We start from the raw sequence: 12684 nt of genomic DNA on the forward strand, positions 1-12684 counted from the left end.
TAAGATAAGACTTTCTCAAGGAGACGCCCATGTTGAATTTCGATTTCTACAATCCGACTCACATCCTGTTCGGCAAAGGTCGTATCGCCGACATCCATCAAACCATACCGGCAGATGCCAAAGTACTGCTGCTGTACGGTGGCGGCAGCATCAAGCAAAACGGCGTTTTTGATCAGGTCATCGCTGCACTCGGCAATCGCAGCGTCACCGAATTTGCTGGCATCGAGCCCAACCCAAGCTATGAAACGCTGATGAAAGCGGTCGATGTTATCAAGCAAGGCAATATTGATTTCCTGCTGGCGGTCGGCGGCGGCTCGGTCATTGACGGCACTAAATTCATCGCTGCCGCAGCCCTGTTTGAAGGCGGCGACCCGTGGGCGATTATGGAAAAACACGGTCGCAACGTGACCAAAGCCCTGCCATTTGGCAGCATCCTGACCTTGCCAGCAACAGGCTCAGAAATGAATGATGGCGGCGTCGTCACGCGTCAATCGATCAAAGCCAAACTCGCGTTCAGCAGCCGCCATTGCTTCCCGAAATTTTCGGTTCTCGACCCTACCACCACCTACACCCTGCCACCGCGCCAGATCGGCAACGGTGCGGTTGATGCGTTCGTGCATGTGATGGAACAGTATCTGACCTATCCGGTCAATTCACCGGTACAAGATCGTTTCGCCGAAGGCCTGCTCAAAACCCTGATCGAAGAAGGCCCGAAAGCCCTCGCCAATCCAGAGGATTACGATGTGCGCGCGAATCTGATGTGGTGCGCCACGATGGCCTTGAATGGCCTGATTTCTACCGGCGTACCGCAAGACTGGGCGACCCACATGATAGGCCACGAACTGACCGCCCTGCATGGCATAGACCACGCACAGACACTCGCCATCGTGTTGCCTAGCATGCTTCGCGTACGCAAAGAAGCCAAACGCGCGAAGCTGCTGCAATTTGCTGAACGCATCTGGGATCTGCGCGAAGGCAGCGAAGACAGCCGCATCGACACCGCCATCAGCCGCATGCAGGATTACTTTGAGCAAATGGGCGTCAAAACCCGCCTCAGCGATTACCAGCTCGGCGCAGACGATATTTCGCCCGTCATCGCCGCACTGGAAACCCACCGCATGCTGACCATGGGCGAAAAACGCGACGTCACACTGGATGTCAGCCGTCAGGTGTTGGAATTGAGTTTGTAAGCTTTATAAACTAACGGGACGGCTATCAAAGCCGCCCCGTTGGGTTTTACAGACAAATCGCATAAGCAATAAACTAGTTATCCCAGTGCGTTGAACCTACTCTAAATGAGACTAAGGCTTGGCTTGGTCATGATAATACTTAGCATATTTAGAGTTCTCAGATATAAGTGAACTTTGAAACTCATTCCAACTCTCAATAAGTGCAGGATTCTCTGAGGTTACATTAACTTTTTCGTTAAGCCATATCTGCAACTCATAAACTTGAGCAACAAGATCACCCATTTTAGTCGCATCGCTATCCGCGATCACTTGGAACTCAATTTGCTCATCATTGTCATCAATACGTCGCGCCCAACCAGGAAGCTGCTCTACAAGCTTACCAATCCCATCGGAAAGATTTTCTCCCATAAATTGACGTATATTTGGGTCACCAAAAGATGAATCTGCCGATGTTTGGGACGGAAGCTTACCATCGACTCCTTGAGAAGAAATTGGTTGAAGTAAAAACACTGATGGCTTATACAAATGATTAGGAAAAACCAAATTCTCAAGTCTCTGGGAAGATACATATTCAGAGCAACTAAGTTTACCGGCATGCTCACCATCTAGAAAAATTGCCATTTTACTGGGTGCCAGCAACCCACATCGTCCTGCGATCATATAGTCTGTCGATGCATTCAATATCAGCATATCGTTAATTCGAAGACCAAACGCAGATGGCGCATGGTGAAATAATAGGGTTTCCACACCATAAGCATTAAGGCCATTCTGCCGCCCTGATAATGGATAGATCGCCAGAAAGCGATCTTTTGTTCGCATCCGCTGTTTGATATAAAAACTTGGAAGTATCTGAGTTGGATTCCCCTGAATCAAATGGTAAGTAAGCCAAAGTCCAACTCTTACTTTATCCAACCAATCCAACAGAACTAAGTAACTTGATGCAGGCATGCATTCTCTGTTGAGAAGTGCTTTAACAATCGGCTTCACCTGATCCTCAAGCTTGGCAAATTCGCTATTACACTTTTGACAGGCAGGAACTACCAAAGACTGCCAAGCGAAAGAAACCTGTTCGGAAGTCTCATAGTTATAACCCAATGTCACGACACGTCTAGGGTTTCCAGTTAACTCCAACAACCACTGGGGAAGCACGTGCTCTTTATTTTTTGACCCTGGAACACGACCGCAAAACACGCAAAATTTATGTCTAATCATGATGTCATCTGTAGTGGCGTTTTTCATTTTAAAAACACAATCACCTATTAGACAATATTGAAATTAATCCAGACACTAATTCGAAGACAATTATTCGAAAACATTACTTCTGTTCTTAAATTGACATATAAACATATACTGAGCGCAATACTACAGCCGCATATAAAAAATCTAGAATTTGAAAATCTGCTACAAACTCATTTCCCCGCCTTCTGAATATGGCAATGCATCGTCAGGAAACGGATCGCACCGGTGAGGTAAGTATCCCAATCGTCGAGCAGGTATTGGTTGGCTTCTTCGACGAAATTATTCCAGTCTTCCAGCAAGCCTTCCTGTTTTTCATGCGGCGCGGATTCCTTGATCCAGGCGATTGCCAGCGCATGATCAAAGCCTTCGTTGCGGAATTGTTTGATGATGGTTTTTGCGGCTTTTTCTGTCAGTGTGGTTTTCGGCGGAGCGCCCGCTGAGATACATAAAAACAGGGTCATCAGCGAATCGACGTCGGTCTTGCCTTTGGTCAGGCGCGTCCATTCTTTCGATACCAGCGCATCGTATTCCGAGGTATCTTCAATTTCATGATCGCCAAGGTAATAACGCTCTTTCAGCGCAAACACTAGTTGTGCCAGCGGCGTTGTTTTGTTTTGCAGCAAGGGTAAATCGTGTTGTTTGATTTCGTCGATGATACGCTGCACCACCGGCAAAAACTTAGGTGGCACGTCCGATAAATCGGCTGATGCCAGCGCTTTATTGCGTTTCGCCGGTGTCATCGCGCGTATCGATTCCAGCAAGGTCGCAAACTGAATCTGATTTTCGATAGTGGCGTCGGGGCCGCCAAACATGTGTGCCAGCAAGGCGGTGCGGACGACGCCAACGGCTTCCACATCTTCATCCTGAAGATAAGATGGCGTCAGCCCCAGCCATTCGCCAAACCAGTATCCAGCCTCGATTTCCACGGCATTTAACTGACGGTGTTCAAGCGCATTTCTGTATTCCTGCGGCTTTTCTTTGAGCGACCAGGCGTCCAGAAAATCCTCCACCTTGCCCTTGGTTTCGCGGCCAAGCAAAGCATATTCCGGCATGGCAAACAGGGCTTTCAACAAGCCGGAGCCGCCACGCGAGAGGCTCAGAAAAGTATTATCGCGTATCAGTTTGGCTGCCAGTTCCAGATCGCCTTTGGATGTCTCGATCAGATACAGGCTGGCCAGATTGACGATGCGCTTGCGTGCCAATTCGATTTCAGGGCGCAGATATTTGCTGCCAAACGCTTCCGCAATCTGCACCATGCCTTTTGGTGCTTCGGCTTCGATCGCTGCAATTTTGCTGCTGGCAATGATGGCTTTTTGCACGCCGTAGCGTAATGCCGACTCAAAAAATGGCCGGTTATCAATCAGGGCAATATCGTAAACAGAGGCTGTCATCGTATCTTCACTCGCTTTTTACTCGCTCTTTACGTCAATTTCCGTAAGCAACTTACCGGAATTAGGGAAACTAACAAAAAATGCAGAACACGGTCGCCGCGCTCTGCATTGATTCAGAATGCCGACAGCAAATTACAAGGCGGATTCTTCGTCATCCTTGTCATCGCCATCATCATTGTTTTTAGGGCGCTCATCTTCTTCTGCCTCGCCCTCGCCGCCTTCGAGTTCATCGCTTTGCTGACTCGCCAGATACGCTTTATAGCGGGCGCGCAGCTTCATCAGCACTTCGCGGAAAATTTCCGGCAATTCGTAACGCAGCAGATAGGTGACCTGCATCCAGTCGTGATCTTCCAGATTCGCCATATCGAGCGGCGACGCCAGACTTTCGGTATCGCGATCCAGATTCATCAGATCGTCTTCCTGCGCCTGGGTTTTTGCGCCGTCGCCGTATTCGTATAAATCGAATGTCGCATATTTATAAAAATGCTCGACCATCGGTGCACGATCCAGCAGGTAATCAACCAGCGCATCGTAGCCACCTTCGACTTCGGCGATTTCATATAAAAATTCTGCCGGATCAGCACCTTCGCGGAAGATGACGGAGTTAATCATGCCGCGCAATTGTTCATGCGTCTGATCGCCATAGCGACGTTCCAGCACGACCGCTTGCGCGAATTGTTCAGGCGTCACCAGCAGATTCACCAGCGACTCTTTAGACGCATCGTATTCACGGATGATCGCCAGCAAATCTTTTGCCGGAAAATCATCCAACGCAGCGACCAGCGCTTTGTCGCCTTCGGTTTCAGCGATATTTGCCAGTGCGAATTCCGCGCCGGCGATATCGCCCGCCATGATCAGGTTTTGCGCTTCAATTAATGCAGGTAAGCTCATCTTGTATCCTTAGTCTTTGCGGTCGAAACCTTGCTCAGCCAGCCAGTCTGCGCCTGCTTCGTCAAGATCGTAATCGTCACCATCATCGCCATCATCGCGACCGTGGCGACCATAGTTACCATCGAGGTCGCCGTTTTCTTTCAATTCTTCATCGGCGTCGTTGATTTCTTTATCTTCGTCGTCGGCTTCCAGCGTATTCGTGGCGCTGTGTTTGCGCGCTTGCTGACCACGATTCAGGTATTCGAGCGCTGCCGCAATGACCAGAAACTTCTCACCGCCGACTTCTTGCAACACAATCTTGCTCAGCGGCTCTGCCCATGGTTCGAGCTTGACGGCGGCAGATAAACTTTTCCACGTTGGCAGTTTGGCTTCTTCGCGGGTTGACAGTGATTCCAGCGCCAGCGGGTTCAAAAATATAAATCCCAGATGAAATGCCGATGCCAGCATTTCCGGATTGGACTCCATCATCGGCAACAACAAAGGCAATTGCTCGCCTTTTTCACGCAGACGCGCCTTCAGGACATTTTTGCCTTCGGAATCTGATTTCAAATCTTCGATTTCGGCGTTATACACCGCCATCAGATCCTCAAAAAAACGGGACAATTTCACTTCAATACTCCTGATAAATAATGCTTCCAGATGTCTGTCGCTGTTTCCAGCGGAGAATCGAGCAAGTTACGACGACGATTTTCATCGTAAGCAGCACGCGCCGCATCGTCAGACAAAATGTCATAGGCTTCTTTTACCGCATGAAATTTTTCTGGCGCCAGTTCCGATGTGTTCCGGTCAGGATGGAACTCTGCCGCTTTCTGGCGGAAGGCTTTTTTCACATCCGACAATGACGCATTCGGCGCAATACCGAGAATGACGTAATAATCTTTCATCTGCTTTTCGCTTCCATTTCTCATTCACACTCGCAGAACCATAGCAGCTATTGGCATCAGGCTACACAATTCAGGCAATATGAGCGTTACATGTGCAGCAGGCGCGACCTGCATGAACAGCGGCTGCGAATCCGCAAAAACATCGCCTGAGTGCCAAAAATGAGATGATTTTGGGGAGTATGCAGCAAAAACAAGCATTTCCCCTATATTAATCAAGGGTGTTTACATATACCCGGGGGAGTATATGTAAACTGACAGATTGCGCCGACAGACTGTGTCAGCACCGCATCGATACTGACTGGTGCCGGCAACGATTCAGTCGCCAGGATTAATGGTGGTGACCGTGTTCGCCGTGGACGTGACCGTGCACGATTTCTTCATCAGTCGCTTCGCGGATATCCAACACTTCGGTATCAAAGCGGATTGTCATGCCCGCCAGCGGATGGTTGCCATCCACCGTTACAACGCCGGCATCAATCTTAGTGACGCGGAATTGCATGGTTTCTTCAGTTTCCGGATCGCGGGTTTCAAACATCATGCCGACTTCGATATCCGGTGGAAATGCGCTGATGTCTTCTTCGCGCACGAATTCGGACTCGATTTCACCAAAGCCATCTTCCGGTGCCAGCACCACAGATACCTTGTCGCCGACCTTTTTACCATCCAGCGCGGCTTCAACGGCAGGCAGAATATTATCGTAATCACCGTGCAGATAAACAATAGGATCACGGTTCTGATCAATGATGTCACCGTTCGTATTGAACATCGTGTAATTCAGGCTGACAACGGAGTTGGCTTTAATTTGCATGGCGTATATCGTGTAAGTGTGGGTGAAATTTGAACAAGGGCGACGCTGAGAGCGTGCTGCACAGATAGCATCGAAAGCGCTGATTTAAAGACAGGCAAAGAAAATACTACGCCCTTTTGCAATCTAAATCAGCATCCCCGACCCGGAACAGGGGCTGTATTGTAGCAGAGACGGCTTTTCTGACTGAAATAGTGCTGAACTGACCGTATGCAAACACCCTGCGATCGCAAAACCGCCGCAATCCGGATGCTGTACAAATAAAAAACGCAAAAGAAACAGCAAGAAAAGTACAAACAAGGTATATTCCGCGCCTTTCATTTCACCCGCATCCGGAACCGCTATGCTCATCATCACGATCAAACAAGGCAAAGAAAAAGCATTGCTGGAGGGGCAACCCTGGATTTACCTTTCTGCGATTGAACGCATAGACGGTAAATTTGGCGAGCGAATCAAATCCGGCGCAACAGCGCTGGTTCGTTCCTCTTCCGGCCAATTTCTGGCACGCGCAGGATGGAGCCCCAAATCACAGATTCGCGCCCGGATCTGGACGCTCGATGAAAAAGAAGCGGTGGATCACGCCATGATCAAACGCCGGGTTCAGGCGGCATTAGCGAAATCGCGTGCAGTAAAAAGCAAAACGGGCAGCGCAAAACGGCTGATTAATGCCGAAGCCGATCAGTTGCCGGGCTTACTGGTCGATTTTTGCGGCAACAAGCCTGGCTATCTGGTCTGTCAATTTCAGGCGGCGTGTGTGGATGCCTGGAAAGTAACCATCGTCAAAACACTGATCGCTGAAACTGGTTGCCCGAACGTGTATGAATATGCGGATGAACTGGTACGAAAAGGTGAAGGCTTACCGTGGAATTCCAGCGCCCTCGCAGGCGAAGCCCCGCCGGAAGAATATGGGTTTGATTGAGCCCGGCCTATGAAATTCGGCCTTTGCTGTTGAACGAAGACGCAAAAAAGCCACGATTTCGTCAATGACAAATCGTGGCTTTTTCTTGTATTGCCTGCTCAGACAGCCGATTCAAACGCCGATCTTCGCCAGCATAGAACCTAATTCGCGCAATACTGGTTCCAATTTAGGATGTTCGGCGGCAAATTTTGCCGACAAAGCCAGAGAGCGTTCGCTCAGCGTATCAAACACAGAGACATCATGTGTCTGATCGGAACTCAGCACCTGATGGATGTCCTGATTTAAATTTTCCAGTAAAGCCTTTAACTCATCGTCGACTTTTTCGGTTCCCGCCAGTTGTTGATGTGCTTCAGCCAGCAGCTGTTTCAGATTTTCATGTTTCATTTTTTGTTTTCCTTTTTTATTCCAACTATTTCAGCTTTAGCCGAACAGCTTACTGACTATCGGCATGAAACACCAGTACCACCGCTTCTGCCGCGATACCCTCTTCACGTCCTAAGTAACCCAGTTTTTCATTGGTCTTGGCTTTGATGTTGACCTGATTAACATCAACCTGCAGGTCTTCGGCGATATTTTTTACCATTGCCGCGATATGCGGCGCCATCTTCGGTGTCTGTGCAATGATGGTCGCATCCAGATTACCGATCACATAGCCTGTCGCATGCAAACGCAGCACGGCCTCACGCAATAACACACGCGAATCGGCACCTTTAAAGCGCTGATCGGTATCGGGAAAATGCCGCCCGATATCACCCAGCGCCACGGAGCCGAAAATCGCATCGGTAATCGCGTGCAGCAACACATCGGCATCCGAATGTCCAAGCAGCCCCTTCGTGTGCGGAATATCCACACCACCGATGATCAGCCGCCGTTCAGACACGAGTGCATGACAGTCGTAACCTTGCCCTATGCGGAAAGGAAGTATCTTATTTTTCATCAAACAACCTTAATTTATTGATTCTCTATATTTACTGGACTTACGCAATTTGCCCAGGCAAGGCATGGCAACGAAGATAGTGCGAATAGTACGATTAAGAGCCATAACGCCGTCGGGCGGTTTTGCGTCAGTCCTGATTTACTTATTTATTTCTTTGCAGATACTGCGCCGCCAGCAACAGATCGGCGGGTAAGGTCACCTTCAGATTGCAGGCGTGGCCTTCGACCAGCACAGGCGAATACCCCATTAATTCGAGTGCACTGGATTCATCGGTGACCTGCTCCGCCTGATCCAGCGCCTTGCAGAGCAAAGCATAACGGAACATCTGCGGCGTCTGGGCTAACCATAAACCTTCGCGGGAAACGGTTTCTACTTTTCCATCCTGAATACGTTTGACCGTGTCCACGACTGGCAAAGCGAGTAAGCCGCCGACCGCATCTGAGCCAACCTGTTCGATTAATTTCTGCAATAAGGCCGATGTCAGTCCGGGTCGGGCAGCGTCATGCACCAGCACCCAATCATTACCATCGAGCTTATCTGCCAGATATGCCAGGCCGTTGCGCACACTGTCACGACGAGTCTCACCGCCGCACCGCAAAATGGTCATGCGTTCGGCTGCAAGCAAGGCTGTATCTGCAACAGCATCATCTTCGCTGACCACCACATAAGTATGACTGATACCCGGAAAATTCAAAAATGCATTCACGGTATGTTGCAGTATCGATTTGCCAGCGATGGTCAGATACTGTTTTGGAGAGTTTGCCCCCATACGCGCACCAACACCTGCTGCCGGAATCAGGGCAACATAACGTGGCAACTGGCCTTGCTGTTGTTTTAATTCTTCAGACATAATCAGATCAGTGGCGTTTCAATGCCTAACTGCCCCTTCGTTTATAATTGAACGCTCATTTTAACCGCGTATCTTGTTCCGTAAGATCGTTTTACGGCATCTTCCTGTCTAGCCGCAATGTCATTTGATTTCAGTAAATCCTTAGCAAAACCCGGCCATCGTCTGGCGCTCCCCAATCTGCATGGTTCTTCTGATGCGTACGCGCTGGCGCAAGCCGCTACAGCGCTGAGGTCAGAAAAGCGCATGCTGACCGTGTTCGTCGCTAATCCCGGCGATGCCCAACGACTGCTGGACGAGATACCGTGGTTCAACGCTGAATTGCGCTGCCATTTGCTGCCGGATTGGGAAACCTTACCTTACGACGCATTTTCGCCACATCAGGATCTGGTTTCTGAACGTCTTGCCAGTCTGTATGAAATTCAGAATGGCAATTGCGATGTCTTGCTGGCACCGGCGACCACCGCCCTGCTGCGCATGGCTCCGCCTTCGTTCCTCGCAGCGTACACTTTCTTTTTCAAAAAAGGCGATACGCTGGATGAGGCAAAACTGAAGTCGCAACTCACGCTGGCGGGTTACAGCCATGTCAGCCAGGTGATGTCGCCCGGCGAATATTCGGTGCGTGGCGGCCTGATCGATTTATTCCCTATGGGTTCCGCACTGCCGTATCGACTTGATTTATTTGGCGACACGATAGAAACCATCCGCACCTTTGATGCAGATACCCAGCGCTCGCTGTATCCGGTGCCGGAAGTGCGCCTGTTGCCAGGGCGCGAATTCCCTATGGATGAGCCTGCGCGCGTTGCGTTTCGCAGCCGCTGGCGCGAAACATTTGAAGGCGATCCGTCGCGTTCGTCCATTTACAAAGATATAGGCAATGGCATCGCGTCTGCCGGTATTGAATACTATCTGCCACTGTTTTTTGAACACACCTCTACACTGTTCGATTATCTGCCAGAGGCGCCGCATTTCGCGCTGATCGGCAATATCGATGAGACGATACAGCGTTTCTGGACCGATACACGTTCGCGTTATCAATTCCTGAAATCAGATCGCGAGCGCCCGGTGTTGCCACCAGAATCTGTTTTTCTGCGCGATGAAGATTTTTTTGCGGCGCTCAAAACGCAGGCGCGCTGGGTCATTGCTGACACCGAAAAAAACGCTGCAGCATCGGAAGTATCGGGCTTCCTGCCAGACATTGCAGTCAACCGCCACGCAGATGATCCGCTGACGAATTTGCGCTCATTTCTGCTGCAAACCGATAAACGCGTGATGATTTGCGCAGAAACTGCAGGGCGTCGTGAAACCCTGCAGCAGTACTTCAATGAATACAATATCCAGCTCAGTCTGTGTGAAGGCTACACTGACTTTGCTACTGCCAACGCCAAACTGATGCTGGGCGTCGCGCCCTTGCATGCCGGTTTCGTGCTCGCAGACGATCTTGCCTTTATTACGGAAGCCGAATTATATGCGGGCAGTGGCAAACGCATAGGCCGCAAAAAGCAGGAAGCCACAACGCAAGTCGAGCACATGGTGCGCGATTTATCCGAACTCAAAATCGGCGATCCTGTTGTGCATAGCAATCATGGTATCGGACGATACATGGGGCTGATCAGCATGGATCTGGGTGAAGGCGACACCGAATTTCTGCATCTCGAATACGCGAAAGAAACCAAGCTGTACGTACCCGTCTCGCAACTGCACGTGATCTCGCGCTATTCCGGTGCTTCACCGGACGATGCGCCTTTGCATACGCTGGGTTCTGGACAATGGGAAAAAGCGAAGAAAAAAGCAGCCCAGCAAATCCGTGATACGGCGGCAGAACTGCTGAATCTGTATGCGCGCCGCGCCGCACGTCACGGTCATGCGTTTGAATATTCAGCCAAAGATTATGAAGCTTTTGCAGAAAGTTTCGGTTTTGATGAAACACCGGATCAGGCCGCCGCAATTACTGCGGTGATCGGTGATATGACATCAGGCAAACCTATGGATCGCCTGATTTGCGGTGACGTTGGCTTTGGCAAGACCGAGGTCGCCTTGCGCGCCGCCTTTGTGGCAGTTATGGGCGGCAAACAGGTCGCGATTCTGGCACCGACCACCCTGCTCGCTGAACAACACGCACAGACCTTTGCTGATCGTTTTGCTAACTGGCCGGTCAAAATCGCCGAATTATCGCGTTTCCGCTCCGGCAAGGAAATCAATCTGGCGATCAAAGGTATGGGCGATGGCACCGTCGACATCGTTATCGGCACACATAAACTTTTGTCAGATGACGTGAAATTTTCCCGGCTCGGTCTGGTGATTATCGATGAAGAACATCGGTTTGGTGTGCGTCAGAAAGAAGCGCTGAAGTCGCTGCGGGCCGAAGTCGATGTGTTAACATTGACCGCGACGCCGATTCCGCGCACGCTGGGCATGGCACTCGAAGGTTTGCGCGATTTTTCGATTATTGCGACCGCGCCGCAAAAACGTCTCGCCATTAAAACTTTTGTGCGTAGCGAAGATGATTCAGTCATTCGCGAAGCATGTCTGCGCGAATTGAAGCGCGGCGGTCAGGTTTACTTCCTGCACAACGAGGTGGAAACGATAGAAAACCGCAAGGCTATGCTGGAGGCACTGTTGCCCGAAGCGCGCGTGGTGGTGGCGCATGGTCAGATGCATGAACGTGATCTGGAAAAAGTCATGCGTGATTTCGTTGCGCAACGCCATAACATCCTGTTGTGTACGACGATTATCGAAACCGGTATCGACGTGCCGACCGCGAATACCATCATCATGCATCGTGCCGACAAATTCGGCCTAGCGCAGTTGCACCAGTTGCGCGGTCGGGTTGGCCGCTCGCATCATCAGGCTTATGCGTATCTGCTGGTACATGATGTGCAAGGGCTGACCAAACAGGCGAACCGACGGCTGGAAGCGATTCAGCAAATGGAAGAACTCGGCAGCGGCTTTTATCTGGCGATGCACGATCTGGAAATCCGTGGTGCGGGCGAAGTGCTGGGTGATAATCAATCCGGTGAAATGCATGAAATCGGCTTCCAGATGTATTCCGATATGCTCAATGAAGCGGTACGCGCACTGAAGAATGGCAAAGAACCTGATCTTGCTGCACCTTTATCGTCAACCACTGAGATTAATCTGCATATCCCAGCCTTATTGCCAAACGACTTCTGCGGCGATGTCCACGAACGGCTGTCGATATACAAACGCCTCGCGAATTGCAGTAAAGCCAGTGCCATCGATGATATGCAGGAAGAAATGATCGATCGTTTCGGCAAACTGCCGGAACAGGTTAAGTCTTTGCTGGAAACCCATAGGCTGCGGGTCGCCGCCAAGCCGCTGGGTATCATCAAGATCGACGCGCACAACGAAGCGGCGACTTTGCAATTTGAACCGCAGCCACCGATCGATGCGATGCGCATCATCGAGCTGGTACAAAAGAATAAACACATCCGCTTGAATGGTCAGGACAAACTGCGCATCACTGCCAACATGCCCGACCTGGCGAGCCGGGTTGCACAAATCAAGACTACGCTTAAAGCGCTGCATTGATTTATCACCTAGATTTTCTTACTTATCGA

At 50.3% G+C, this 12684-nt stretch carries 12 protein-coding genes; 3 read left to right on the forward strand and 9 right to left on the reverse strand.

Annotated elements, in window-relative coordinates; genetic code table 11:
- Positions 1-29: 29 nt before the first annotated feature.
- Positions 30-1190, forward strand: a complete 1161-nt coding sequence (locus tag H8K38_RS13635) for an iron-containing alcohol dehydrogenase (protein ID WP_186885383.1) — start codon at positions 30-32, stop codon at positions 1188-1190.
- 111 nt (positions 1191-1301) lie between these two features.
- On the opposite strand, the gene H8K38_RS13640 is transcribed toward H8K38_RS13635, so the two are convergent.
- The 6 genes from H8K38_RS13640 to H8K38_RS13665 form a co-directional block, all read right to left on the reverse strand.
- Positions 1302-2429 (reverse strand): hypothetical protein, encoded by a 1128-nt coding sequence (locus H8K38_RS13640; protein WP_186885384.1) that lies wholly within the window; start codon positions 2427-2429, stop codon positions 1302-1304.
- Between the two features lie 170 nt (positions 2430-2599).
- A complete protein-coding gene (locus H8K38_RS13645; RefSeq protein WP_186885385.1) occupies positions 2600-3820 on the reverse strand; it encodes a hypothetical protein in 1221 nt (406 codons plus the stop codon).
- A 132-nt stretch (positions 3821-3952) separates the two neighbouring features.
- A complete protein-coding gene (locus H8K38_RS13650) occupies positions 3953-4711 on the reverse strand; it encodes a hypothetical protein (protein ID WP_186885386.1) in 759 nt (252 codons plus the stop codon).
- Positions 4712-4720: 9 nt separating this feature from the next.
- On the reverse strand, positions 4721-5320 hold the full coding sequence (locus H8K38_RS13655; RefSeq protein WP_186885387.1) for a hypothetical protein: 600 nt from the start codon (positions 5318-5320) through the stop codon (positions 4721-4723).
- On the reverse strand, positions 5317-5595 hold the full coding sequence (locus tag H8K38_RS13660) for a DnaJ domain-containing protein (RefSeq protein WP_186885388.1): 279 nt from the start codon (positions 5593-5595) through the stop codon (positions 5317-5319). The genes H8K38_RS13655 and H8K38_RS13660 overlap by 4 nt, the downstream gene beginning before the upstream one ends.
- A 328-nt stretch (positions 5596-5923) precedes the next feature.
- Positions 5924-6403 (reverse strand): peptidylprolyl isomerase, encoded by a 480-nt coding sequence (locus H8K38_RS13665; protein WP_186885389.1) that lies wholly within the window; start codon positions 6401-6403, stop codon positions 5924-5926.
- Between the two features lie 340 nt (positions 6404-6743).
- On the opposite strand from H8K38_RS13665, the gene H8K38_RS13670 reads away from it, so the two are divergent.
- Positions 6744-7319 carry an SAM-dependent methyltransferase gene (locus tag H8K38_RS13670; protein ID WP_186885390.1) on the forward strand — a complete coding sequence of 192 codons (576 nt, stop codon included), beginning with the start codon at positions 6744-6746 and terminating at the stop codon, positions 7317-7319.
- Between the two features lie 111 nt (positions 7320-7430).
- Here the strand turns inward: H8K38_RS13670 and H8K38_RS13675 are convergent, their stop codons facing one another.
- From H8K38_RS13675 to ispD, 3 genes are all read right to left on the reverse strand, one after another.
- The gene (locus H8K38_RS13675) at positions 7431-7703 is read right to left on the reverse strand and encodes a DUF4404 family protein (RefSeq protein WP_186885391.1); all 273 of its coding nucleotides are present in this window, start codon (positions 7701-7703) and stop codon (positions 7431-7433) included.
- Positions 7704-7752: 49 nt separating this feature from the next.
- Positions 7753-8256: a 2-C-methyl-D-erythritol 2,4-cyclodiphosphate synthase gene (ispF, locus tag H8K38_RS13680; RefSeq protein ID WP_186885392.1), complete on the reverse strand. Its 504-nt coding sequence runs from the start codon at positions 8254-8256 to the stop codon at positions 7753-7755.
- A 142-nt stretch (positions 8257-8398) separates the two neighbouring features.
- Positions 8399-9106 (reverse strand): 2-C-methyl-D-erythritol 4-phosphate cytidylyltransferase, encoded by a 708-nt coding sequence (gene ispD, locus H8K38_RS13685; protein WP_186885393.1) that lies wholly within the window; start codon positions 9104-9106, stop codon positions 8399-8401.
- 117 nt (positions 9107-9223) lie between these two features.
- Between ispD and mfd the strand changes: the two genes are divergently transcribed.
- Complete coding sequence (mfd, locus tag H8K38_RS13690) at positions 9224-12655, forward strand: transcription-repair coupling factor (RefSeq protein WP_186885394.1); 3432 nt, start codon at positions 9224-9226, stop codon at positions 12653-12655.
- Positions 12656-12684 lie beyond the last annotated feature (29 nt).

The sequence above is a fragment of the Undibacterium sp. FT79W genome (genome assembly GCF_014284215.1).
Classification (GTDB): Bacteria; Pseudomonadota; Gammaproteobacteria; order Burkholderiales; family Burkholderiaceae_D; genus Undibacterium; species Undibacterium aquatile.

Bases quoted from the DNA above. Each gene is read 5' to 3' on its own strand.
- H8K38_RS13650 (WP_186885386.1), bottom strand. From the start codon at position 4,711: ATGAGCTTACCTGCATTAATTGAAGCGCAAAACCTGATCATGGCGGGC.
- mfd (WP_186885394.1), top strand. From the start codon at position 9,224: ATGTCATTTGATTTCAGTAAATCCTTAGCAAAACCCGGCCATCGTCTG.
- H8K38_RS13670 (WP_186885390.1), top strand. From the start codon at position 6,744: ATGCTCATCATCACGATCAAACAAGGCAAAGAAAAAGCATTGCTGGAG.
- ispD (WP_186885393.1), bottom strand. From the start codon at position 9,106: ATGTCTGAAGAATTAAAACAACAGCAAGGCCAGTTGCCACGTTATGTT.
- H8K38_RS13665 (WP_186885389.1), bottom strand. From the start codon at position 6,403: ATGCAAATTAAAGCCAACTCCGTTGTCAGCCTGAATTACACGATGTTC.
- H8K38_RS13660 (WP_186885388.1), bottom strand. From the start codon at position 5,595: ATGAAAGATTATTACGTCATTCTCGGTATTGCGCCGAATGCGTCATTG.
- H8K38_RS13635 (WP_186885383.1), top strand. From the start codon at position 30: ATGTTGAATTTCGATTTCTACAATCCGACTCACATCCTGTTCGGCAAA.
- H8K38_RS13675 (WP_186885391.1), bottom strand. From the start codon at position 7,703: ATGAAACATGAAAATCTGAAACAGCTGCTGGCTGAAGCACATCAACAA.
- ispF (WP_186885392.1), bottom strand. From the start codon at position 8,256: ATGAAAAATAAGATACTTCCTTTCCGCATAGGGCAAGGTTACGACTGT.
- H8K38_RS13640 (WP_186885384.1), bottom strand. From the start codon at position 2,429: ATGAAAAACGCCACTACAGATGACATCATGATTAGACATAAATTTTGC.
- H8K38_RS13645 (WP_186885385.1), bottom strand. From the start codon at position 3,820: ATGACAGCCTCTGTTTACGATATTGCCCTGATTGATAACCGGCCATTT.